This window comes from Magnetospirillum gryphiswaldense MSR-1 v2 (genome assembly GCF_000513295.1).
Classification (GTDB): domain Bacteria; phylum Pseudomonadota; class Alphaproteobacteria; order Rhodospirillales; family Magnetospirillaceae; genus Magnetospirillum; species Magnetospirillum gryphiswaldense.
Genome location: NC_023065.1, coordinates 3,627,646 through 3,651,197, shown reverse-complemented (window position 1 = coordinate 3,651,197; position 23,552 = coordinate 3,627,646). Strand labels below are relative to the sequence as shown.

The following is a 23,552-nucleotide window of genomic DNA, read 5'->3' as shown; positions in this document are numbered from 1 at the left end:
TTGCGCCGATGATCGGTCGTATACGCCTGTGCCGAGGGCAATGGTTTTATGGGGAATTCCATGCGATCGACGACCGCCATCGACCATGCGGCGGTCGTCCGCAAGATCAACGCCACCCTGCAAGGGCCGGTGGTCGAGGTTTTGGCCGAACTGGTCCCCGAGGTGCGTCACCTGCCCAAGCGCAATGCGCTGGAAGCCATCCTCGACGATGTCGAGCTGCTGGATCGTTGTTTCCAGGCCTTTCGCAGCAATCCGGAACAGTTTCGCCATCTGCTGATCGACCGCCGCAAGGTGGCGGTGGACGATGCCGAAGCCTTGCTGGAATGCGGGCGCAGCCTGGATCAGGTGGTGGCCATGGTGGTGCGTACCGCCGCCAAACGCCATTTCCGCAGCCGCCTGGACGGCACCGCCAAGACCTTGCGCCAACGCCCGCGCCGTCAGGCCCAACGCGGCCTGTTGGCCCGGTTGCGGGCACTTTTGTCACTGGCCGAAACCCAATCCGCCGGCACCCGCCCAAAAAGCCGGGGCGAGATTCTGTATATCGCCTTTCAAGATTACCTGCGCCATGACTGGCAGGTGCCGATCATCCCCGAATATTGCCTGATGAGTCCCGGCATGGTCCGTCGCCTGGGACCGCGTCTGCTGGATTACCGGCTGGCCGAAGACATCCGCCGCCTGCGCGCCGACCCCGACAACCCGCCGCCGCCGACCCCGGTGGTCGAGGTGAACGAAAACGCCCAAGGCCGCCCCGGTTATCAATTGCCTGACGTGCTGGACAGCGGGCGCAAGGGCAAGCCCACCCCGATCAGCACCGCCGACAAACGGGTCAGCGACGGCATGGCGCCATTGCTGACCGACATCGTCAAGACCGACGACAAGGACCGGCGCGCCCGCCTGTCCGACATTCTGACCGCCGATGGCAAGCGTCTGAAAGCCAACGCCTTCACCATGACCCTGCTGGACCCCAAGGTGCGCGCCCTGCTGCCCAACGCCGAACAGACGGTGCGGGTCACCGGCATTCTGGGTGCGGTCAACGGTCTGGTCGGCAAGATGCTGGTGGGCGAGTTGGGGTTCCGCACCGACCAATTGGCGGTGTTCGTCATGGCCGCCCATGGGGCGCTGGGCGATGACCGTTTCAATAAGGCCTTCGGCCTGCCGGGGCGGCCCGATTATGTCGGCAAGATGGTGGAACGGGCCAAGGCTGCCGATATCAGCCAGTCCAGCGAGTTGAAGACCATCGCCGATTTCGTCACCACCATGTTCGCCGCCGCCGAAGCGGCGCAGAAACGCTAATTCACCACCGCCAGGATGAAGCCGTCCCAGCCCTTGCCGCCGACGGTTTGCAAGGCGGTGGCGCTGACCCGGCTATCGCCGGTCAGCCTTTCGGCCAGACGGCGCACACCTTGGACTTTTTCCTCGACCTGCGCGTCCAGTACCTTGCCGTCGCGCACCACGTTGTCGACGATGATCACCGCGCCGGGGCGGGAGAGCTTCAGCGCCCATTCGAAGTAATGGACATTGTTGGTCTTGTCGGCATCGATGAAGACGAAGTCGAACGGACCGGTCAGGCCGGGCAGGATATCCAGCGCCTTGCCCTCGCGCAGATCGATAACCGAATCCAGACCGGCGCGGGCGATGTTGGCGCGGGCGACGACAGCATGGGCCGGATCGGCCTCCAGCGTCACCAGCCGCCCGCCGGCGGGCAGGGCGCGGGCCAGCCACAGGGTGGAATAGGCGGCCAGGGTGCCGATTTCCAGAATGTTGCGCGCCGCCATCATGCGGGCCAGCAGGTGCAACAGCTTGCCCTGGTTGGGAGCGACATTGATGGCCGGCAGGGCAGCGTCACGGCTGGCGGCCAGGGCGGCGTCGAGCACCGGGTCGGCGGGCATCAGCGCCTGGGCGAAATACGCATCGACGGCGGTCCAGGTCTGCTTGTCCATGCGTGTCCCCTTTACCAGACGCCCTCGGCCACCCGGGTGGCGATGTTGTCCACCAACAGGGCCAGCAGCAAATCCATGACGGTGATGCCGATGGCGGCGCTGATCCTCACCCCCAGCGCCACATAGGCGACATAGCCGTGATAGACCAGCAGCAGAAAGACGAAGATCTGCACCACAAACAACAGGGCCGGCATCTGCGACAATACCGCCACCGACACCAAGGGCAGCAATAACCCCACCTGCACGACGCTGGCCCAGTTATTGGCGGCGATATAGCGCCAATAGCGGTCGAAACAGCCCAGGCTGTCGGCGACATAGATCATCAGCAGCGGATAGGACACCCAGCGAATGGTGTAGGCGATCAGCTTGACCGCGACATCGCGCAAACCGGGATCGTCGCCGAAACCGCCGGACAGGATTTCCAGGGCCATGGCCCCAGGCAGCACCAGGATGGCGGCCCAAAACGAATTCCACATGCCTTGCGGCGTCGGATTGATCCACACCATGCCGCCGGGATCGCGCCGGGCCAACCGCCAGGCGCCGTAGATACCGGCATGCATTTCGGTGCGGTCGATCACTGTGATCCCACCAAGCGTTCCAGCACGCCCAGATAGATTTGCGTCAACGCCTCCAGGTCATCGACGGCCACGTATTCATCCACCTTGTGCATGGTCTGGCTGACCAGCCCGAATTCCAGCACCGGGCAATGATTCTTGATGAAGCGGGCATCCGAGGTGCCCCCCGTGGTCGACAATTCCGGCGTCAGGCCGGTCACCGCCCGGGCGCATTCGGCCACCGCCTCGGACAAGACCCCCGGCTCGGTCAGAAAGCTTTCGCCCGAGACCTCGATCTTGCACTCATAATCGCCGCCGACGCTGTCCAAGGTGTGCCTGATCCACTGTTCCAGCGATTTTCCGCTGTGCAGATCGTTGAAGCGGATGTTGAAGCCGGCCCGCGCCTGGGCCGGAATGACGTTGGTGGCGGCATTGCCCACATCCACCGTGGTCAAGGCCAGGGTCGAGGCCTGAAAATGCGGCGAGCCGTGGTCCAACGGCTCGGCGGTCAGGGCGTTCAGCATGGCCAGCAGCCGGGGGATGGGATTGTCGGCCAGATGCGGATAGGCGGAATGGCCCTGGGTGCCGAACACGGTGATACGGCAATTGAGCGAGCCCCGGCGCCCGATCTTCATCATCTCGCCCAGCCGGCCCGGATTGGTGGGCTCGCCCACCAGACACATATCCAGGCGTTCGCCGCGCACCTTCAGCCAGTCCAGCACCTTGACGGTGCCGTCCACCGCCGGGCCTTCCTCGTCGCCGGTGATCAGCAGGCTGATGGAGCCGGCCGGCTGGCCCTTGGCGACGAAGCGCGAAACGGCGGCGACGAAACAGGCGATGGCACCCTTCATGTCGGTGGCGCCGCGCCCGTACAGGCGATTGTTCAAGATGGTGCCGGCGAAGGGCTCGACGCTCCAGCCCGACGCCCCCACCGGCACCACGTCGGTGTGTCCGGCAAAACAGAAATTGATGCCGTCCGAACCCCGGCGGGCGTAAAGATTGCGGATCAGCGGCCCACCGGTGGCGGAATCCACCGCATGGCAATCAAAACCCAGTTCCCGCAGCCAACCGGCCAACAGGTCGCGGGCGCCGGCATCCTCAGGGGTGACGCTGGCGCATTTGATCAGTTCGGCGGTCAGGCCGACGGGGTCGGACAGGTTCATCAGTCGCGCAGCAATTCGTTGATGGAGACCTTGGAGCGGGTCTGTTCGTCCACGCGCTTGACGATGACGGCGCAATAGAGATTGGGACCGGGTTCGCCGTTGGGCAGGGGCTTGCCCGGCATGGTCCCCGACACCACCACCGAATAGGCCGGGACGCGGCCATAGAACACCTCGCCGGTGGCACGGTCGACGATCTTGGTCGACTTGCCGATATAGACGCCCATGGACAGCACCGCGCCTTCCTCGACGATGACGCCTTCGGCCACTTCGGCCCGCGCACCGATGAAGACGTTGTCTTCCAGGATCACCGGGCCGGCCTGCAACGGTTCCAGCACGCCGCCGATACCGGCGCCGCCAGAGATATGGACGTTGCGGCCGATCTGGGCGCACGAGCCGACGGTGGCCCAGGTATCGACCATGGTGCCGCTGTCCACATAGGCGCCCACATTGACGAAGCTGGGCATCAGCACCACGCCGGGGGCGATATAGGCCGGACGACGGACCACGGCGCCGGGAACGGCGCGGAAGCCATGGGCCTGGAACATGCCTTCATCCCAACCCTCGAACTTGGTCGGCACCTTGTCGAACCAATGCGAGCCGTTAGGCGCACCGGAAACCGGGCGCGAATCGTTGAGACGGAAGGACAGCAGCACCGCCTTCTTCAGCCACTGATTGACCACCCACTCGCCATCCAGCTTCTCGGCGACGCGCATATGGCCGGTATCGAGCATGCCCAAGGCCATCTCCACCGCATCGCGGATCTTGGAATCGGTCTTGGCATTGATGGTGTCGCGGACTTCCCAGGCGTCCTCGATGGCTTTTTGCAGGTCGGCGAAGCTCATGGCCGGTATCCTTGTTCAGGCAATGATTGGAGTTGGCGGAAACATAGCGCGTTTACCCCCCAAGTCAACGCACCGAAGGAGGCGCCTTTGGGGTGGCAACCACCTGCTCGAGCCAGTGGGACAGGTCGTCGGTGATGTGGTGGACATGGCCCATATGGTCATGGTCGTCCATCACCACCCGGGCATCGGGGTGGTCGTCCTGGCGCACCCACACGGTGGTCATGCCCAAGGCCGCCGCCGGCGCCAAGTTGCGCTGCAGATCCTCGACCATGGCTGCGTTCCGCGGGTCGAAATCGAAGCGCCGCACCATCAGGTCATAGCATTCCGACTGCGGCTTGGGGATGAAGCGGGCGGCGGCGATGTCGAAGATGCCGGCGAAATGGCGCTCCAGCCCCAATTGCGCCAACACCTTTTCGGCGTGGCGTTCCGAGCCGTTGGTGAAGATCAGCTTGCGCCCCGGCAAGGCCGCCAAGGCGGCATCCAGGCGCGGCGCCGCCTCCAGCACCGAATGGTCGATGTCGTGGACATAAGCCAGGAAATCGGCGGGTTCCATGCCGTGCACGGTCATCAGCCCGCGCAAGGTGGTACCGAATTCGCGGTAATAGCGCTTTTGCAGGGCGAAGGCCTCGTCCAACCCCAACCCCAGGCGGTCGGCGATGAACTGGCGCATGCGCACGTCGATCTGCGGAAACAGGCTGCTGCTGGCCGGATAAAGCGTGTTGTCCAGATCGAAAACCCAGGTTTCCAACTGGTCCACGGGCGGGCGGGGATGATGGTCTTGGTTCATGCCCCCTGTGCTACGCCCGGGCGCGGCAAAAGGCAACCTTAGGGTTTTGGGGTCGTTAAACCTTGGCCGATATGCTAACACCTGAAGCATAGGATTTTTGAGTGTGGGTGGGGATGAACTTGGCTTTCGATCAGCAGCATCGTCCTGGGTCCGGTGGTGGATCGGCCCCCGTGGGCTTGGGCGCCGCCGCCTTGGCCGCCTATCCCGGCGCCGCCTTGGTCGTGACCAGTGACGGTCGCGTCATCGCCAGCAACGGTCGCGGCGAAGTCGTGCAACACGCCCTGGAGGGCGGTCTTCTACCCGACATCGCCAGCCTGCTCAACAGCGCCCGTCCCAGTGTCGCCACCCTGCCCGCCGGTAGCGGCTCGATCATCGTCGAATTGATCGCCCTGCCCGCCGATAACGGTCATTTTCTGCTGCTGGGCCGCGACATCACGCTGGAACGCAACCTGCGGTCCGCCCTGGTCGAATCGCGCCAGCGCTACAAGGATCTGGTGGATATCTCGTCCGACTTCGCCTGGGAAGTGGGCGCCGACGGTCGCTTCGTCTTTGTCAGCCCCAAAGGCGCGCTAGGCTATCTGGCCGACGAATTGGTTGGCCGCAATCCCGCCGATTTCATCGCCGAGACTCCCATGGACGAGGGCGAGACCCCGTTCGCCAGCGCCTTGGCCATGGAAGACGTGGAAGTGTGGATGAATCAGGCCGACGGCAGCCAAGCCTGCGTGCTGGCGTCAAGCACGCCGGTGCGTTCCGACGACGGGCAATGGCAGGGCGCGCGCGGCATCTGCCGCGACATCACCCAGGAACGGCTGCGCGACGCGGCGCTGTCGCGCGCCAACAACCGCGAGCGGCTGCTGTCCTATATCGTGCGGACCATCCGTGACGAGGTCGATCCCGCCGACATGCTGCGTGCCGCCGCCGAGGCCACGGCGCGCGCCCTGGGCGCCACCGGCTGTCAGATTTTCCGCCTGTTGCCGGAAGCCTCCGACTTCGCCTTGGCCGCCCAGTTCGGCGAGGGCGGCGAGGAAAAGGACGTGCTCGATTCCTTTATCGGCAGCGACCATTTCGAGGACAAGATCGCCGCCTGGCATGTTCTGGCCACGGTCAGCCGCTATCGCCATTCCATCAACGGCGCCGTGCTGCTGTGGCGCGACGACAGCCGCCCGGGCTGGAGCGACGACGACCGCCTGCTGATCGACGACGTCGCCAATCAGGTGGGCTTGGCCAACGAACAAATCACCAATCACGAACGCATCTTGCGGCTGTCGCGTACCGATTCGTTGACCGGCCTGTTCAACCGCCGCGCCTTCTTCGAGGAAATCGCGCGGCGCTTCAACCGCCTGAGCCGCGAACACAAGCCCGCCGCCCTGATCTATGTGGACCTGGACAATTTCAAGGCGGTCAACGACGTGCACGGCCACCACACCGGCGACATGGCCTTGCTGGCAGTGCGCGACCTGCTGCTGAAGCACACCCGGCCCACCGATCTGGTGGCGCGCCTGGGCGGCGACGAATTCGCCATCTGGCTGGAAGCGGCGGAAGAACAGATCGCCATCCGCCGCTGTGAAGGCATGCTGGCGGCCAGCGCCGAACTGGCGCATTTCTCCGGCAGCGCCGACAAGCCCCTGCATATGTCGCTGGGCGTCGCCGTCCATGCCGGCCCCAGTGCCGAATCCCTGGACGAGTTGGTGGCCCGCGCCGACACCGCCATGTACGAGGTCAAGCGTGACGGCAAGGGGGCATGGCGGCTGGCGCCCGCGCCCACTGGAAAGCGGGACTAGCGTCATGGTCGTTGGATTGATCAAACGTCTGTTCGGCGGCGGTGATCGCAAGTTCACCTACGAGGAAGCGCGCGAATTGGCCGCGCACGAAGACAGCGCAATCCGCGCCAAACTGGCCGCTCATCCGGAAGTGCGGCCGGAAATCCTGTATTTCCTGGTCGAGGACCCCAGCGCCGAGGTGCGGCGCCATCTGGCCGCCAATCCGGCCACCCCGCCCCAGGCGCATCCCACCCTGGCCGCCGATGACGACGATCAGGTGCGCGCCCAATTGGCCATGAAGATCGCCCGGCTAGCCCCCGGCCTGACCGCCCATGAACAGGACCGCCTGCGCCGCGCCACCTATGACGCGCTGGAATTGCTGGCTCGCGACCGCATCCCCAAGGTGCGCGAAATCCTGGCCGAGGCGCTGAAGGACGTGGCCAATGCGCCGCCCGACGTCATCCGCCGGCTGGCCCGCGACGCCGAAATCGCGGTGGCGGCGCCGATCCTGCAATTCTCACCCGTGCTCACCGACGAGGATTTGCTGGAAGTCATCGGCGGCGGCCCCATTCCCGGTGCGCTGGCGGCGATTTCCAAGCGTTCCACCGTCAATGTGCGGGTGGCCGATGCCATCGCCGCCACCGACGACGTCGACGCCATCGCCATCCTGCTGGGCAATCCATCGGCGCAAATCCGCGAGGAAACCCTGGACCGCCTGGCCGACCGCGCCACCGATATCGAAGCCTGGCACCAACCCCTGTGCCACCGCCCGCTGCTGCCGGCCAAGACCGCCGCCAAACTGGCCCGTTTCGTCGCCTCCAGCCTGTTGCAGGCCCTGGCGGCGCGTCAGGATCTCGACCGCGAGGCGGCGGTGGCGGTGGCCGCCGTGGTGGCCAAGCGCCTGGACGAAATGGAAGCCACCGGCCCCGAGCGGGCCGAGGCGCGTAAGGCGTCGGATGAAGCCGCCGCCCTGGTCCGCGCCCGCCAATTGCGGGAAAAGGGGCAGTTGGACGAAAGCACCATCGACACCGCGCTGGCCGGCAACGACCCCAATTTCGTCGTCTGCGCCCTGGCGGTACTGGCCGAGTTGCCGGTTTCAGTGGTGCGCAAGACGGTGGCCACGCAAAGCGCCAAGGGTATCACCGCCATCACCTGGAAGGCCGGCTTGTCGGTGACCCTGGCCGAGCAATTGCAGGCCAAATTGCTGCGCCTGCCCGCCCCTCGGGTGTTGCGTGGTCGCGACGGCGTCTTTCCGCTGACCGGCGACGAGATGATCTGGCAGTTGGAATTTCTGGCCGGATAAACCCTATACTTCTGCCCCCCAAGCTTCACTTGCGCTTCTCCCCCACCCCTCTAAAACTGTGCGTAACGAACGCATAATCTCTGGGGGAAGGGATACGGGGACCATGAAGGCGATTGGGTTTTGGGCTTTGGCAACATTCGGCCTGCTGGCAGGAAATTCCTGGGCGAGCTCGCCTCTGGTGCCAATGGTATTGGTGACGACACCGAAATACACCGATGAGATACGGGTGGTCGATGGCACCATCGCCGCCAACCGCCCCGGTCACCACGCCGAGCTGATGGTCGAGGCCGGCAAGCAATGCGGCGCCGCCGTCGAATTTCGCTTCGTCCCCTGGCAACGGGCCTTGCTGCAGGTCAAGAACGGCGATGCCGACGGCGCGTTCTCCTCCAGCTACGACGACGAGCGGGCGACCTATGGCGTCTATCCCATGATCAATGGCAAACCCGATTCCAGCCGCGCGCTCAAAGGCTACAGCTACAGTCTGTACGTCCCCCGCCATCCGGCCCAGGCCTGGGATGGCCGTGTCGCCGCCGAGCGCGGCTCGTCCATCATTCCCCGGCTGGTCGAGCAGGGTTTTTCCCATGTGGAAATCAACGACACCGTCACCATGCTGCGCATGGTCGCCGGCGGGCGGGTATCCGCTGCCGCCATCATCACGTCGGTCGCCGACGCCGTCCTGGCTGACGCTCCCGACTTGGCGGCGGCACTGACGCGGCGTGAACCGCCGATCGAGGACAAGTTCGGCTATGTCATGCTGTCCAAGGCATTCCATACCCGTCACCAGGGCGTGGCTGAATGCTTCTGGAGTGCGATCCGCGACATCAAGGCGACACCGCTTCATGCCGAGCGGGTTCAATCCTATCAGGCGGAAAAGTAATCGATCCCGGCAAGCCCCGTGGATCGGGGCTTGCCGGGACGTGGATCAGCCGACGATGTGGTAACCGCCGTCGATGAACAAGGTGGTGCCGGTCACCGACTTGGCCTGATCGCTGACCAGATAGGCGGCGAACGACCCGCAATCGTCGATATCGGCGAGATGATGGGTCGGCGCCTTGGCGGCGGCGGCTTCCATCAACTCGTCGAAGCGGTCGATGCCGGAGGCGGCGCGGGTCTTCAGCGGGCCGGGCGACAGGGCGACGACGCGGATGCCCTTGGGGCCGAGTTCGGCGGCCATGTACTTGGTCGAGGCTTCCAGCGCCGCCTTGACCGGACCCATGACGTTGTAATGCTCGACCACCTTGCGACCGCCGTAGAACGACACGGTGATCAGACAGCCGCCATTGGTCATCAGCGGTTCGGCCAGCTTGGCCACCCGCATGAAGGAATGGCACGACACGTCCATGGCCAACATGAAACCGTCGCGCGAACAATCGGTGACGCGGCCATGCAGGTCTTCACGATTGGCGAAAGCGATGGAGTGGATGACGAAATCCAGGCGGCCCCAGGTCTTTTCGATTTCGGCGAAAACCGCTTCAAGCTGGCCTTCCTCGCGCACGTCGCACGGCATGATGATCGACGAGTCCAGGCCCTCGGCCAGCGGGCGCACGTACTTTTCCGACTTGTCATTCAGGTAGGTGACGGCCAGTTCGGCGCCGTTGGCCCGGCAATGTAGCGCGCAGCCATAGGCGATGCTCTGGTCATTGGCGATACCGATGACCAGGCCCTTCTTGCCCTGCAAGGACAAGGTCTGGATCAGTTGATAGGGTTTGCTGGTCGCATCCATGGCACGCGTGCTCCTGTGTTTCGCTGCAATGCAACATATCGGTAGAATCCCCCTGAACTCAAGGGGGCAGCCGCCGATTTCCCGGAAACGTCATGGGGTTATTCACACTTAATCCCCTGTGATAGCACTGTGCTTGACCTTGGCCCGCCCGGACCGCTATGTATAACGCCCTGTGGTGATTTGTCCGACCGGCTTGCGGCCACATTAAACAAACGCTAAAGAGGCAATGGACGCGGAAGTATCCTTCCGTGCCCGCCCTGGTCGGGTACTTCGTGCCGAAGGGGCCATCATGACCAAGACCACCACCCGCACCTTGCGCCCGCGCACCCTGTCCGTCCGCGCCGGCACCGCGCGCACCGGCTTTTCCGAGACCAGCGAAGCCATCTTCATGAATTCCGGCTTCGTCTACGCCACCGCCGAGGAAGCCGAGCAAAGTTTCGACGGCACCTTGGACCGCATGGTCTATTCCCGTTTCAAGAATCCCACCGTCGCCATGTTCGAGGACCGTCTGGCCGCCATCGAAGGGGCCGAGGCCTGCCGCGCCACCGCTTCGGGCATGGCCGCCGTCCACGCCGCCATCCTCTGTCAACTGAAGGCCGGCGACCGGGTGGTGGCGCCGCGCGCCCTGTTCGGCTCGTGCACCTGGATCATCAACGATCTGCTGCCGCGCTTCGGCGTGCTGCCGGTATTCGTCGACGGCACCGACCTGGATCAGTGGCGGGCGGCCCTGGCGCAGCCGACAGCGGTCGTGTTCCTGGAGACGCCGTCCAACCCCACCTTGGAAATCATCGACCTGTCGGCGGTGGCGGAACTGGCCCACAAGGCCGGAGCGAAAGTGGTGGTCGACAACGTCTTCGCCACCCCTATTTTGCAAAGCCCGCTGCACTTAGGCGCCGACGTGGTGGTCTATTCGGCCACCAAGCACATCGACGGCCAGGGCCGCTGCCTGGGCGGCGCCATCCTGGGTAGCGCCGAATTCTGCAACGACGTGCTGGGGCCGTATCTCCGCCATACCGGCCCGGCGCTGTCGCCGTTCAACGCCTGGACCTTGCTGAAGGGTCTGGAAACCCTGGATTTGCGCATCGAGCGCCATTGCGCCAATGCCCTTAAGGTCGCAACCTTCCTGGAATCGCGGCCCGAAATCGCCCGCGTGCTCTATCCCGGCCTGACCAGCCACCCGCAGCACGATCTGGCCAAGCGGCAGATGACGGGCTTCGGCGGCATCGTCGCCTTTGCCCTGAAGGGCGGCAAGGATGCCGCCTACACCCTGCTCAACGGTTTGGACGTCATCGACATTTCCAACAATCTGGGCGATGCCAAATCGCTGGCCTGTCACCCCTGGACCACCACCCACCAGCGCCTGAGCCCCGAGGCCAAGCAGGCCCAGGGCATCACCGAAGGCCTGATCCGGCTGTCGGTGGGCCTGGAAGATGCCGATGACCTGATCGACGATCTGGCCTTGGCCTTGGAAAAGGTCCTATGATGGCGAACAAGGAATAACCTGGGCGGGAAGCCTGAGCATGTATTCGCAAACCACCCGCGGCATCGTGGTGACGGTACGCCCCGATTACCTGGACGACCAATCGGCGCCGGCGGAAAATCATTACGTCTGGGCCTATCACGTCCGCATCGAGAACCAGGGCGCCGACACCGTGCAACTGAAAAGCCGGCACTGGAAGATCACCGACGCCCTGGGTCGCCGGCAAGAGGTGCAAGGCGCCGGCGTGGTCGGCGAACAGCCGGTGCTGGGGCCGGGTGAATCGTTCGAGTATACCAGCGGCACGCCACTGTCGACGCCGTCGGGCATCATGGTCGGCACCTATCAGATGCAGGGGCCGGATGGCAGCATCTTCGACGTTTCCATCCCCGCCTTCTCGCTGGACAGCCCGCATCAGCCCGTACGGTTGAATTGACCGGGCGACCTTGCATTGCCGGTGGGGCGACGCCACATGGAGGATCGTGTCCATGAGCCAGGAGCCCGATGTGAACAGCCATAGCCCCTTGTCGTCCCGCCACACCGAGGCCCAGAGCAGCCATCGCCCCAGCCGCGAAGAGGCGGAAGCGGCGGTGCGCACCCTGATCCAATGGGCCGGCGACGACCCGGACCGCGAGGGTCTGGTCGGTACCCCCGACCGGGTGGTGCGGTCGTACGAGGAATTTTTCGCCGGCTACGACCTGGACCCGGTGGAAATGCTGAAGCGGACCTTCGAGGAAACCGACGGCTACGACGAAATGGTCATCCTGCGCGACATCCGCCTGGAATCCCATTGCGAGCATCACATGGTGCCGATCATCGGCAAGGCCCATGTGGCCTATCTGCCCGACCGCCGGGTGGTGGGCATCAGCAAGCTGGCCCGCGTCGTCGAGGTGTTTTCCAAGCGTCTGCAAATCCAGGAAAAGCTGACCGCCCAGATCGCCAACACCATCAACGAGGTGTTGCAGCCCAAGGGAGTGGCGGTGATCATCGAGGCGGCGCACCAATGCATGACCACCCGGGGCATCCACAAGCCCGGCGTCACCATGGTCACCAGCCGCATGCTGGGCGTGTTCCGCGATCACCCGCCGACCCGCAAGGAATTCATGTCCCTGGTCCAGGGCCAGCACGGCAGCGGCCTGTCCAACGCCTGAACGATCCGGCGCCGCAAAAGACAAAACCCGCCGCAATCGCTTGCGGCGGGTTTTTCGTTTACCGACCGATGGATATCAGGCCAGCTTTTCCAACTCGCGGATGATGGATTCACCCATGACCGAGGTCGAGACCTTGGCCTTGCCGGGGGCCATGATGTCGGCGGTGCGCAAGCCGCCCTTCAACACCGCCTTGACCGCATTTTCAATCATGTCGGCCTCGGCATCCATGTTGAACGAATAGCGCAGGCACATGGAGAAGGACAGGATGGTGGCCAGCGGATTGGCGATGTCCTTGCCCTGGATGTCGGGGGCGGAACCGTGCACCGGCTCGTACAGCGCCTTGCGGTTGCCATTGGCATCGGCAGCGCCCAAGGACGCCGACGGCAGCATGCCGAGCGAACCGGTCAGCATGGCGGCGCAATCGGACAGGATGTCGCCGAACATGTTCTCGGTGACCATGACGTCGAACTGCTTGGGGTTGCGCACCAATTGCATGGCGGCGTTGTCCACGTACATGTGGGTCAGTTCCACGTCTTGGTATTCGGTCTGTTGCAGCTTGATCATCTCTTCGCGCCACAGCACGGTGCATTCCAGCACGTTGGCCTTGTCGACCGAACAGAGCTTCTTGTTGCGCTTCCGGGCCAGATCGAAGGCGGCGCGGCCGATGCGCTGGATTTCGCTGGTGGTGTAGGTCAGGGTGTTGACGCCCTTGCGCTCACCGTTGGGCAGGGTCTCGATGCCGCGCGGCTGGCCGAAATACAGACCGCCGGTCAGTTCACGCACGATCATGATGTCCAGACCCTGGACCACATCGGCCTTCAGGGTCGAGGCATCGACCAGGGCATCGAACACGGTGGCCGGGCGCAAATTGGCGAACAGGCCCATTTCCTTGCGGATCTTCAGCAGGCCGCGTTCCGGCTTCTTGTCGAACGGCAGGTCATCCCACTTGGGGCCACCGACGGCACCCAGCAGCACGGCGTCGGCGGACATGGCATCGGCCAGGGTCTCGTCGGCGAGCGGGGTGCCGTGCACGTCATAGGCCGAACCGCCGATCAGGCCTTCGGTGATGTCGAAGGAAATGTTCCGCTTCTTGCCCATCCAATCGATGATGCGGCGAACCTGAACCATCACTTCCTGGCCGATACCGTCGCCGGGGAGGATGAGAAGCTTCTTGGCGGTCATATGCGGGTACTCCGGTTACAGCCAGGGGCTGGAGGTCTTGCGGGCGGTCTCGAAGGCGGCGATCTTGTCGTCCTTCATCAGGGTCAGGCCGATATCGTCCAGACCGTTCAACAGGCAATGCTTGCGGAAGGGATCGACGTCGAAGGCGACCTTGGAGCCGTCGGGAGCGGTGATTTCCTGCGCCGCCAGATCGATGGTGAAGGTGGCGTTGGCGCCGTTTTCGGCCTGCTTGGACAGCTGGTCGACCACGTCTTGCGGCAGACGGATGGGCAGGATGCCGTTCTTGAAGCAATTGTTGAAGAAGATGTCGGCGAAGGAAGGCGCGATGACGCAGCGGATGCCGAAATCGGCGATGGCCCACGGCGCATGTTCGCGCGACGAGCCGCAGCCGAAATTGTTGCCGGCGATCAAAACCTTGGCGGCGCGGTAGGCCGGCTGGTTGAGGACGAAACCGTCCACTTCCTTGCCGTCGGCGGTATAGCGCATCTCGTCGAACAGATTCTTACCCAGACCGGTGCGCTTGATGGTCTTCAGGAACTGCTTGGGGATGATCATGTCGGTGTCGATATTGATCATCGGCATCGGCGCGGCGACGCCGGTGAGAACGGTGAACTTTTCCATGAAACGATCTCCCCTTACAGCGAACGCACGTCGGTCAGCTTGCCGGTGATGGCAGCGGCGGCGGCCATGGCCGGGCTGACCAGATGGGTGCGACCGCCGCGGCCCTGGCGGCCCTCGAAATTGCGGTTCGAGGTCGACGCCGAACGCTGGCCCGGCTTCAACTGGTCGGCGTTCATGGCCAGACACATGGAGCAACCGGGTTCGCGCCACTCGGCGCCGGCTTCGATGAACACCTTGTCCAAGCCTTCGGCTTCCGCCTGTTCCTTGACCAGACCCGAGCCCGGCACGATCAACGCCTGGACGCCGGCGGCGACCTTGCGGCCCTTGAACACTTCGGCGGCAGCGCGGAAATCCTCGATGCGGCCATTGGTGCACGAACCGATGAAGACAACGTCGACGGCGATGTCGGTGGCCTTCATGCCTGCGGTCAGGCCCATGTATTCGAGCGAACGCTCGACGGCGCGGCGCTTGTTTTCATCGGCGATATCGGCGGGGTTGGGCACGGTGCCGGTGATGGCGATGACGTCTTCCGGGCTGGTGCCCCAGGTGATCTGCGGCACCAGGGTGCTGGCGTCCAGTTCGATTTCAGCGTCGAACTTGGCGCCCGGATCGGTGAACAGGGTCTTCCAGTACGACACGGCGGCTTCGAAGGCGGCGGCCTTGGGGGCGCGCGGCTTGCCCATGATGTAGTCGAAGGTGGTCTGGTCAGGGGCAATCAGACCGGCGCGGGCACCGGCTTCGATGGTCATGTTGCAGACCGTCATACGGCCTTCCATGGACAGGCTGGTGATGGCTTCACCGGCGAATTCCACCACATAGCCGGTGCCGCCGGCGGTGCCGATCTTGCCGATGATGGCCAGCACGATGTCCTTGGCGGTGACGCCAGCCGGAGCGGTGCCGTTGACGGTGATGCGCATGTTCTTGGCCGGCTTCTGCACCAGGGTCTGGGTGGCCAGAACGTGCTCGACCTCCGAGGTGCCGATGCCGAAGGCGAGCGAGCCAAAGGCGCCATGGGTGGCGGTGTGGCTGTCGCCGCAGACGATGGTGGTGCCGGGCAGGGTGAAGCCCTGTTCGGGGCCGACGATGTGGACCACGCCCTGGCGGATATCGTCCATGCGCAGATATTCGACGGCGAAATCACGGGCGTTGGCTTCCAGGGTTTCCACCTGGATGCGGCTTTCCTCGTTCTCGATGCCCTTGGACCGGTCGGTGGTCGGCACGTTGTGATCGGCCACCGCCAGGGTCAGTTCCGGGTGGCGGACCTTGCGGCCGGCCAGACGCAGACCTTCGAACGCCTGCGGGCTGGTGACTTCATGCACCATGTGGCGATCGATATAGATCAGGCAGGTGCCGTCGTCTTGAACGTCCACCAGATGGGCGTCCCAGATCTTGTCGAACAACGTGCGCGGCTTGGACATGGGCCTTCCTCAAGAAACGAGTGATTCGCCGATGGCTTAATTTAGCCATCACTACACCGGATATAGCAAAGTCCCGATCCTCCGCCCCCCTGGGAATCCCCCAGGGTGACGGAGACGGGACAGCAAGATTTCCAGACGCATCCCGCCGCCCCCCGAGAGGAGCGACGGCGACGGCGGAAAGCTTATTCTTCGCTGGCAGCCGAAGCGGCTTCGGCCTTGGCGGCGGCGGCGGCCTTCAAGGCATCGGCCTTGGCGGCGGCAACGGCTTCACGCTCGCCGGCGCTGACCTTGGCCGAATAGCCGGTGGTCTGCTCGGCGATACGGGCCGACTTGCCGCGACGGTCGCGCAGGTAGTACAGCTTGGCGCGACGCACGTCGCCGCGGCGCAGCACTTCGATGGAAGCGATGTTGGGCGAGTACAGCGGGAAGATACGCTCGACGCCTTCGCCGTAGGAGATCTTGCGGACGACGAAGGACGAGTTCAGGCCGTCGTTGCGACGGGCGATCACCACGCCTTCATAGGCCTGCACGCGCTCGCGGTTGCCTTCAACCACCTTGACGTTGACCTTGACGGTATCGCCGGCGGCGAATTCCGGGATGGTCTTGCCTTCGACGAGCTTGGAGATCTGCTCCTTCTCGAGCTGCTCAATGATGTTCATCTCTTCACTTCCTTGTCCTGCGCCACCCCGGGTGGACGCATTGTTAGACCATGCGACGGCTGAAACCCCTCAGGGTGTTTCCGTCCGCCGCCGGGCAGAGGCATACCGGTCCCAAAGATCCGGTCGGCGTGTCCGCGTTGCTTCTTCCGACTGGCGATGGCGCCAATCGCGTATCTTCTCGTGGTGACCCGAAATCAAAACCTCGGGCACCGCCCGGCCCTGCCACTCGGCGGGACGGGTATAGTGGGGATATTCCAGCAAACCCCACTCGAAACTTTCCTCGGCCAGCGTCTCCTGGTTGCCCAGAACCCCGGGCAACAGGCGTACCACCGCGTCCAGAAGCACCAAGGCGGGCAACTCGCCACCCGACAGGACGAAATCGCCGAGGGATATCTCGACGGCCTCGTTGGCCTCTAAAACCCGTTGGTCGACGCCTTCGAAGCGACCACACAGGATGGTCGCCCCCGGCCCCGCCGCCAGTTCCCGCACCAGCGGCTGATCCAACAGCCGCCCGCGCGGGGTCATGTACACCAAGGGGCCCGCCCCCCGATTGGCCTTGATGGCCGCGTCCAGCACATCCGGACGCATGACCATGCCGGCCCCGCCACCAAAGGGCACATCATCGACGGATCGATGCTTGTCGGTCGCGTAATCGCGAATATTGACCGCATCCAACCGCCAAGTCCCCTTGGCCAACGCCCGCCCGGCCAAGGACAGGCCCAGCGGTCCGGGAAACATCTCGGGGAAGATGGTCAACACCGTGGCATGCCACGGATCAATCCGCTCTTCCACCCTCGCCCTCTTTCTCTTCGTCCTCGGCGAAGACCGGGGGGTCGACGACCACCTGGCGCTTCACCATGTCCACCACCGGCACCGCCACTTTGGTAAAGGGAACCAGCAAACTGCCTTGGCCCGGACGGATGATATCCAACAGATCACCCGCGCCGAAATTGGCCACACCCTTGACCGTGCCGATCACCTGACCATCCAGCCCCAAAGCGCTCAACCCCACCAGATCGGTATAGAGGAACTCGTCCTCTTCCACCTCCGGCAGGCGGTCGCGGGGCACATAAAGCCCCGTTCCCTTCAACGCCTCGGCCGCGTCGCGATCATTGACCCCGTCCAGCGTGGCGAGGACGAAGCCCTTGGCTTCGCCGGTCACCTTCAGCTTGAACCGGCGTTTCCCCGCCTCGTCCTCGACCGGGCCATAGGCGACCACGTCCAAGGGATCGGCGGTGAAGCTTTTGACGCGGACCGCACCGCGGACCCCGTGTGCGCCAACGATGGCGCCGATGCACACGCGGGCCGACACCGCCAATTACTCGGCGGCCGATTCGGCTTCAGCGGCGGCGGCAGCGGCGCGCTCGGCCTCTTCCTTGGCGCGCTGCTGGGCCTTGGCCTTGGGCTGGCTCTTCTTGGTCTGCTCGGCCCGGACCGGAGCGGCGATCAGGCCCTTGTCGGCGAAAACGCGGACCAGACGGTCGGTCGGCTGGGCGCCGACGGCCAGCCACTTTTGGATGGCTTCGACGTTCAGCAGGATGCGCTCGGCGTGGTCGGTCGGCAGCAGCGGGTTGTAGGTGCCCACCTTCTCGATGAAACGGCCATCACGGGGGCAACGGGCGTCGGCCACCACGATGCGGTAGAACGGACGCTTCTTGGCGCCGCCGCGGGCGAGACGAATCTTCAGAGCCATATCTATTCCCTTTAGCTTACAAACTTGAACTCACCGGTCGCCGATCAGCGACCGAACCCTTTCATGCCCGGCGGCATCAAACCGCCCAGGCCATGTCGCATCAGCCCCTTCTGCCCCAGCTTGCCGACCTTCTTCATGACGTCGGCCATCTGCTGGTACTGCTTCAGAAGCTTGTTCACATCCTGCACCGAAACCCCCGAACCGGCGGCGATGCGCTTCTTGCGCGACGCCTTGATCAGGTCGGGGTTCTTGCGCTCGGCCAAGGTCATGGACAGGATGACGGCCTTTTGCCGGCCCACCATCTTGTCGTCGATCTTGGCGTCTTTCAGTTGGTTGGCCATCTTGCCCAGGCCCGGCAGCATGCCGATGATGCCCTTGAGATCACCCATCTTTTCGACCTGCTTGAACTGCGACAGCATATCGTTCAAATCGAACTTGCCCTTTTCGATGCGCTTGGCGAGCTTTTCCGCCTCGTCCTGCTCGATGTTCTCCATGGCCTTTTCGACCAGGGAGACCACATCGCCCATGCCGAGGATACGGCCGGCCAGACGGTCGGGGTGGAAAGGCTCCAGCGCCTCGAGCTTTTCGCCCATACCCAAAAACTTGATCGGACGACCGGTGACGGCGCGCATGGACAACGCCGCACCACCCCTGGAATCGCCATCGACGCGGGTCAGCACCATACCGGTGACGCCGACTTTCTCGTTGAATTCATGGGCCAGGGTGACGGCGTCCTGACCGATCATCGCATCGACGACCAGCAGGGTTTCCACCGGCTTGGCCACGTCGCGCACGGCGGCGACCTCGGCCATCAGTTCCTGGTCGATATGCAGGCGACCGGCGGTGTCGAGGATGACGACGTCGTAGCCTTCCTTGCGGCCCACATCCAGGGCGCGCCTGGTGATGGCCACCGGCATCTCACCCATGATGATGGGAAGCGAACCGACATCGGCCTGACGGGCCAAAATCTCCAACTGCTGCTGGGCGGCGGGGCGATAGACGTCGAGGGAGGCCAGCAGGACCTTCTTCTTGTCCTTCTTGAGACGCACCGCCAGCTTGCCCGAGGTGGTGGTCTTGCCCGAGCCTTGCAAACCGACCATCAGAATGACGGCAGGCGGCACCGCGTTCAGGTTCAGCTCGACACCATCGGTACCCAGGGTGGCAATCAGTTCGTCATGGACGATCTTGACCACCAGCTGACCGGGGGTCACCGACTTGATAACGTCCTGGCCGATTGCGCGGGCCTTGACCCGACCGACGAAATCCTTGACCACGGAAAGGGCGACATCGGCTTCCAGCAGCGCCACGCGCACTTCGCGCAGGGCTTCCGTGACATCGGCCTCCGACAACGCACCGCGACCGGTGAGTTTGTCGAATACCCCTGACAGGCGCTGGCTAAGACTTTCGAACATCGGCCTTCCTATGATTCGCCCCAAACGAAAACGCGCCAGTGCGCGTACATTCGCGGACTGACGGGTCACCGTGGTGACGGATTTCTCCAGAGACTCTGAAGAGGCTGGTTTTTTACGCCTTTCCCGGCGACCGAGTCAAGCCCGGCTTGCCTGCGAACGGATTCAGGCTTAAGAACGGCTGACTTCGTATTCCGGGGCTGATCATGAAATATGCACGCAAGCGGGTTTTGGTGACGGGTGGCGCGGGCTTCCTGGGATCGCATCTGTGCGAGCGCCTGCTGGCCGATGGTCACGACGTGCTGTGCGTTGATAATTTCTATACCGGCAGTAAGGACAACATCGCCCACCTGATCGGCAACCCCTATTTCGAGCTGATCCGCCACGACGTCACCTTTCCGCTTTATCTGGAAGTGGACGAGATCTTCAACTTGGCTTGCCCGGCCAGCCCGGTGCATTACCAGCGCGACCCGGTGCAGACCACCAAGACCTCGGTCCACGGCGCCATCAACATGCTGGGCCTGGCCAAACGCATCAATGCCAAGATTTTCCAGGCCTCCACCTCGGAGGTCTATGGCGACCCGGAAGTCCATCCGCAGACCGAGGATTATCGCGGTTCGGTCAACCCCATCGGCCCGCGCGCCTGTTATGACGAGGGCAAGCGCTGCGCCGAAACCCTGTTCTTCGATTATCACCGCCAGCATGGCTTGCGCATCAAGGTCGCCCGCATCTTCAACACCTATGGTCCGCGCATGCATCCCGACGACGGTCGGGTGGTGTCCAACTTCATCGTCCAGGCGCTGGAAGGCCGGCCCATCACCCTTTATGGCGACGGCAGCCAGACCCGGTCGTTCTGCTTCGTCGACGACCTGATCGAGGGTTTCATCCGCCTGATGAACAGCGCCGACGACGTCACCGGCCCCATCAACCTGGGCAACCCGCGGGAAATGACCATCCGCGAACTGGCCGAGGCGGTGATCAAGCTGACCGGAGCCAAATCCGAGCTGGTGATCAAACCCTTGCCCGCCGACGATCCGTTGCAACGCCAGCCCAACATCGCCAAAGCCCGGGAAAAATTGGGCTGGGAACCCAAGGTGGCGCTGGAGGACGGCCTACACCGCACCATCGATTATTTCCGCGCCCGTTTGAACGCCTAAGCGAGTTGCCGTTGCCTTGGCCCGTCTTCGCCGATACCATCCCGATTGCGTCCACCGGCAGAAGCCGCTGGACAACGGGGGGCGAGTCGTTGAGCGGTAACAACAACGCTTGGGATACGAATTCCGCCGGTGAGGGCCTGTCCTCGCCGGAAGCGTTGGCCGCGCGGTTCGCGGGGCTAACCGCCAGCCTGCCCGGTTTCGGCTTTTTGCGGCGCCTCAATGCCGACGGCACCATCGCTTATCCGTGGTTCAGCGACAACGTCACCAAGATTCTGGGCTTCGCCCCCAAAGACATGGGCGTCAACAGCAACGGCTGCCTGCACGTCATCCATTGGGCCGACCGCGACCGCCATCTGGATGCCATCCGCCACTCGGCGGCCAATATGCGCCCCTGCGACGAGGAATTCCGCGCCATTACCCAGGGCGGTCAGGTGCGCTGGCTGCGCGGCGCCTCTACCCCCCGGCTGGAAAACGGTCAGGTGGTGTGGGACGGCGTGCTGATCGACGTCACCGACGGGCGCCGCGCCGAGTTCCGCCTGGACATGCTGATGGAGCATGCCGCCGATTCCATTCTCATCCTCGACGAAGCCGGGATGATCGACAGCGCCAATACCGCCGCCGAAGCTCTGTTCGGCTGGGCCGCCAGCGATCTGGCCGGACGGGCCATGGATGATCTGCTGGCCGAAAACGGCGGGGGCAACGGCGGCTTCCTGGCTGCCGTCAGCGACGGTCGCCCGCGCGAGCTGACCGGCATCCGCAAGAACGGCGACCAGTTTCCGCTGGAACTGACCACCAGCGAAGTGCGCATGGAAGGCCATCGGCTGTTCGTCGGCATCGGGCGCGACATTACCCAGCGCAAGGCGACGGAAAACGCTCTGTTGGAAAGCGAGCAGCGCCTGCGCGCCATCGCCGGCAACATGCCGGGCATGGTGTTCCAGCGCGTCCTTGGCCCCGATGGCACCATGCGCTTCACCTATGTCAGCGAAGGTTGCCGCACCTTCCTGGGCGTCGAGCCGGAAGAATTGCTGGAAGACCCGGAACTGTTCTTGCAATGCATGACCGCCGACGAGCAAAAATTGTTCCTGGCGGCCTTGGCCCGGTCGGCGGAGACGCTGGAACCGTTGGACGAGGAAATGGCGGTGTTCGGCGCCGGCAGACGCCGGCGCTGGCTGCGCGGCCAGTCGCGCCCCAATCGGCGCCCCAATGGCTCGGTGGTATGGGACGGCGTCATGCTGGACGTCACCGAAAGGAAGACAGCCGAACAACGGCTATCCTTCCTGGCCTATTACGATCCACTGACCCGGCTGCCCAACCGCACCGCTTTCCTTGAACGCTTCGCCGGTGCCCGCGAGAACGCCGCCCGCTCGCATCAATTGCTGGCGGTGCTGTCCTTGGGCATCGACCGCTTCGGCATCATCAATGCCACCATGGGCCATTCGGTCGGCGATCAGGTGCTGACCGCGTCCGCCGACATCGTCCAATCCGGACTCAGCCGCAACGACATCATGGCCAGGGCCTCGGGTGACCGCTTCCTGGTGCTGCTGTCCGGCCACACCTCGCGCCGCGAGCTGACCGAGATGGTGGAGCGTATCCACGGCCTGGCCCAATCGGCGGTGCATGTGGCCGGCGACGAGTTCGAGGTCTCGACCTCGGTCGGCGTCGCCTTGTTCCCGCGCGACGGCGAGGACGCCGAAACCCTGATCAAGAATGCCGAGGCGGCGTTGCAGCGGGCCAAGAGCCAGGGTCCGGCGACGCTGCAATTCTTCACCAAGGAAATGAGCTCACGCGCGGCCAAGACCCTGTCGCTGCAAAACAAGCTGCGCCGCGGCCTGGAGCATGGCGAGTTCGTCCCCTATTACCAGCCCCAGGTGGATCTGGTCACCGGCGCCATCGTCGGCATGGAAGCCCTGGTGCGCTGGAACAATCCGGAACTGGGCATGGTCAGCCCCGGTGAATTCATTCCCGTCGCCGAGGAATCGGGACTGATCGACGGCATCTGCGAATCCATGCTGGCCCAATGCGCGCGGCAGAACAAGCAATGGCAGGATTCCGGCTTTCGCCCCATTCCGGTGGCCGTCAACGTGTCGGGCCGCCAGTTTCAATATGCCCGCCGCCTGATCACCGCGCTGGAAACCAGTCTGGGGGAATCGGGCCTGGACCCGCGCTATTTGGAAATCGAGCTGACCGAAAGCTCGGCCATGCGCGATGCCGACAGCGCCATTGCCGTGGTCCAGACCCTGAAGGACATGGGGATTTCCTGTTCCATCGACGATTTCGGCACCGGCTATTCGTCGCTGTCGGTGTTGAAGCGCTTTCCCATCACCAAACTGAAGATCGATCGCTCCTTCGTCATGGATGTCATCACCGATCCTAACGACGCGGCTATCGTCGATGCCATCGTCGCCATGGCCAAGGCGTTGAAGATGAAGGTGGTGGCCGAAGGCGTCGAGCACACCCAACACCTTGATTTTCTTCGCGCCTTGGGCTGCGACCAGATGCAGGGCTACCTGTTCTCGCGCCCCCTGCCGGCGACGGAAATGGGCCAGATGCTCGCCGATGGCAAGTGTCTGCACTTCGGCCCGGCCCCGCGCAATAGCGGCACCGCCCCGTAAATCTGCAAAAGAAGTTGCTGTCACCGCATTTGTAGTTGACGGCCACCCCAAACCCCGCCTATTCGTTTCGTCACTGTAAGGGATAGAGGAAAGTCCTCCGG

General features: G+C 63.9%; 23 protein-coding genes and 1 riboswitch. Of the genes, 9 read left to right on the top strand and 14 right to left on the bottom strand.

Annotation, left to right across the window (positions count from 1 at the left end; genetic code table 11):
• Window positions 1–60: 60 nt before the first annotated feature.
• Window positions 61–1,293: a hypothetical protein gene (locus tag MGMSRV2_RS17535; RefSeq protein ID WP_024081714.1), complete on the top strand. Its 1,233-nt coding sequence runs from the start codon at window positions 61–63 to the stop codon at window positions 1,291–1,293.
• Here MGMSRV2_RS17535 and MGMSRV2_RS17530 read toward each other — a convergent pair.
• From MGMSRV2_RS17530 to MGMSRV2_RS17510, 5 genes are all read right to left on the bottom strand, one after another.
• Complete coding sequence (locus tag MGMSRV2_RS17530; protein ID WP_024081713.1) at window positions 1,290–1,940, bottom strand: O-methyltransferase; 651 nt, start codon at window positions 1,938–1,940, stop codon at window positions 1,290–1,292. The genes MGMSRV2_RS17535 and MGMSRV2_RS17530 overlap by 4 nt on opposite strands.
• Before the next feature lie 11 nt (window positions 1,941–1,951).
• The gene (locus MGMSRV2_RS17525; protein ID WP_024081712.1) at window positions 1,952–2,518 is read right to left on the bottom strand and encodes a hypothetical protein; all 567 of its coding nucleotides are present in this window, start codon (window positions 2,516–2,518) and stop codon (window positions 1,952–1,954) included.
• The gene (gene dapE / locus MGMSRV2_RS17520) at window positions 2,515–3,657 is read right to left on the bottom strand and encodes a succinyl-diaminopimelate desuccinylase (protein WP_024081711.1); all 1,143 of its coding nucleotides are present in this window, start codon (window positions 3,655–3,657) and stop codon (window positions 2,515–2,517) included. Before dapE ends, MGMSRV2_RS17525 begins: the two co-directional genes overlap by 4 nt.
• The gene (gene dapD / locus MGMSRV2_RS17515; protein ID WP_024081710.1) at window positions 3,657–4,499 is read right to left on the bottom strand and encodes a 2,3,4,5-tetrahydropyridine-2,6-dicarboxylate N-succinyltransferase; all 843 of its coding nucleotides are present in this window, start codon (window positions 4,497–4,499) and stop codon (window positions 3,657–3,659) included. Before dapD ends, dapE begins: the two co-directional genes overlap by 1 nt.
• 64 nt (window positions 4,500–4,563) lie before the next feature.
• Window positions 4,564–5,286, bottom strand: a complete 723-nt coding sequence (locus tag MGMSRV2_RS17510) for a pyrimidine 5'-nucleotidase (protein WP_024081709.1) — start codon at window positions 5,284–5,286, stop codon at window positions 4,564–4,566.
• Window positions 5,287–5,399: 113 nt separating this feature from the next.
• Here MGMSRV2_RS17510 and MGMSRV2_RS17505 point away from each other — a divergent pair, with 113 nt between their 5' ends.
• The 3 genes from MGMSRV2_RS17505 to MGMSRV2_RS17495 all read left to right on the top strand — a co-directional run bounded on the left by MGMSRV2_RS17505 (window position 5,400) and on the right by MGMSRV2_RS17495 (window position 9,226).
• Window positions 5,400–7,067, top strand: a complete 1,668-nt coding sequence (locus MGMSRV2_RS17505; protein WP_041633745.1) for a sensor domain-containing diguanylate cyclase — start codon at window positions 5,400–5,402, stop codon at window positions 7,065–7,067.
• A 4-nt stretch (window positions 7,068–7,071) separates the two neighbouring features.
• On the top strand, window positions 7,072–8,349 hold the full coding sequence (locus tag MGMSRV2_RS17500; protein WP_024081707.1) for a DUF2336 domain-containing protein: 1,278 nt from the start codon (window positions 7,072–7,074) through the stop codon (window positions 8,347–8,349).
• 178 nt (window positions 8,350–8,527) lie between these two features.
• Window positions 8,528–9,226 carry a transporter substrate-binding domain-containing protein gene (locus MGMSRV2_RS17495; RefSeq protein WP_158497786.1) on the top strand — a complete coding sequence of 233 codons (699 nt, stop codon included), beginning with the start codon at window positions 8,528–8,530 and terminating at the stop codon, window positions 9,224–9,226.
• Window positions 9,227–9,271: 45 nt separating this feature from the next.
• On the opposite strand, the gene fabI is transcribed toward MGMSRV2_RS17495, so the two are convergent.
• A complete protein-coding gene (gene fabI / locus MGMSRV2_RS17490; RefSeq protein WP_024081705.1) occupies window positions 9,272–10,072 on the bottom strand; it encodes an enoyl-ACP reductase FabI in 801 nt (266 codons plus the stop codon).
• Between the two features lie 162 nt (window positions 10,073–10,234).
• A riboswitch (SAM riboswitch) is annotated at window positions 10,235–10,312 on the top strand.
• A 49-nt stretch (window positions 10,313–10,361) separates the two neighbouring features.
• Between fabI and metZ the strand changes: the two genes are divergently transcribed.
• Genes metZ through folE form a run of 3 tightly spaced genes read left to right on the top strand, consistent with a single transcriptional unit; the run spans window position 10,362 to window position 12,700 of the window.
• Window positions 10,362–11,555: an O-succinylhomoserine sulfhydrylase gene (metZ, locus tag MGMSRV2_RS17485; protein ID WP_024081704.1), complete on the top strand. Its 1,194-nt coding sequence runs from the start codon at window positions 10,362–10,364 to the stop codon at window positions 11,553–11,555.
• Between the two features lie 37 nt (window positions 11,556–11,592).
• Window positions 11,593–11,985, top strand: a complete 393-nt coding sequence (gene apaG / locus MGMSRV2_RS17480; protein ID WP_024081703.1) for a Co2+/Mg2+ efflux protein ApaG — start codon at window positions 11,593–11,595, stop codon at window positions 11,983–11,985.
• Between the two features lie 52 nt (window positions 11,986–12,037).
• Window positions 12,038–12,700 carry a GTP cyclohydrolase I FolE gene (folE, locus tag MGMSRV2_RS17475; RefSeq protein ID WP_024081702.1) on the top strand — a complete coding sequence of 221 codons (663 nt, stop codon included), beginning with the start codon at window positions 12,038–12,040 and terminating at the stop codon, window positions 12,698–12,700.
• Window positions 12,701–12,775: 75 nt separating this feature from the next.
• Here the strand turns inward: folE and leuB are convergent, their stop codons facing one another.
• The 8 genes from leuB to ffh all read right to left on the bottom strand — a co-directional run bounded on the left by leuB (window position 12,776) and on the right by ffh (window position 19,685).
• Window positions 12,776–13,882: a 3-isopropylmalate dehydrogenase gene (leuB, locus tag MGMSRV2_RS17470; RefSeq protein ID WP_024081701.1), complete on the bottom strand. Its 1,107-nt coding sequence runs from the start codon at window positions 13,880–13,882 to the stop codon at window positions 12,776–12,778.
• Between the two features lie 15 nt (window positions 13,883–13,897).
• Window positions 13,898–14,503 carry a 3-isopropylmalate dehydratase small subunit gene (gene leuD, locus MGMSRV2_RS17465; protein ID WP_024081700.1) on the bottom strand — a complete coding sequence of 202 codons (606 nt, stop codon included), beginning with the start codon at window positions 14,501–14,503 and terminating at the stop codon, window positions 13,898–13,900.
• Between the two features lie 14 nt (window positions 14,504–14,517).
• Window positions 14,518–15,921 (bottom strand): 3-isopropylmalate dehydratase large subunit, encoded by a 1,404-nt coding sequence (leuC, locus tag MGMSRV2_RS17460; protein WP_024081699.1) that lies wholly within the window; start codon window positions 15,919–15,921, stop codon window positions 14,518–14,520.
• A gap of 182 nt (window positions 15,922–16,103) precedes the next feature.
• The gene (gene rplS / locus MGMSRV2_RS17455) at window positions 16,104–16,580 is read right to left on the bottom strand and encodes a 50S ribosomal protein L19 (protein WP_024081698.1); all 477 of its coding nucleotides are present in this window, start codon (window positions 16,578–16,580) and stop codon (window positions 16,104–16,106) included.
• A gap of 69 nt (window positions 16,581–16,649) precedes the next feature.
• Window positions 16,650–17,372 carry a tRNA (guanosine(37)-N1)-methyltransferase TrmD gene (gene trmD, locus MGMSRV2_RS17450; protein WP_024081697.1) on the bottom strand — a complete coding sequence of 241 codons (723 nt, stop codon included), beginning with the start codon at window positions 17,370–17,372 and terminating at the stop codon, window positions 16,650–16,652.
• Complete coding sequence (gene rimM / locus MGMSRV2_RS17445) at window positions 17,356–17,892, bottom strand: ribosome maturation factor RimM (RefSeq protein WP_024081696.1); 537 nt, start codon at window positions 17,890–17,892, stop codon at window positions 17,356–17,358. Before rimM ends, trmD begins: the two co-directional genes overlap by 17 nt.
• 6 nt (window positions 17,893–17,898) lie before the next feature.
• Entirely contained in the window at window positions 17,899–18,273 is a 375-nt protein-coding gene (gene rpsP / locus MGMSRV2_RS17440; protein WP_024081695.1) for a 30S ribosomal protein S16, read from the bottom strand.
• A gap of 44 nt (window positions 18,274–18,317) precedes the next feature.
• Window positions 18,318–19,685, bottom strand: coding sequence for a signal recognition particle protein (gene ffh, locus MGMSRV2_RS17435; RefSeq protein ID WP_024081694.1), 1,368 nt, complete (start codon window positions 19,683–19,685; stop codon window positions 18,318–18,320).
• A 203-nt stretch (window positions 19,686–19,888) separates the two neighbouring features.
• On the opposite strand from ffh, the gene MGMSRV2_RS17430 reads away from it, so the two are divergent.
• Together MGMSRV2_RS17430 and MGMSRV2_RS17425 are read left to right on the top strand one after the other, a co-directional pair.
• Complete coding sequence (locus MGMSRV2_RS17430; RefSeq protein ID WP_024081693.1) at window positions 19,889–20,839, top strand: UDP-glucuronic acid decarboxylase family protein; 951 nt, start codon at window positions 19,889–19,891, stop codon at window positions 20,837–20,839.
• Window positions 20,840–20,928: 89 nt separating this feature from the next.
• On the top strand, window positions 20,929–23,451 hold the full coding sequence (locus MGMSRV2_RS17425) for a sensor domain-containing protein (RefSeq protein ID WP_084028322.1): 2,523 nt from the start codon (window positions 20,929–20,931) through the stop codon (window positions 23,449–23,451).
• Window positions 23,452–23,552: the final 101 nt, after the last annotated feature.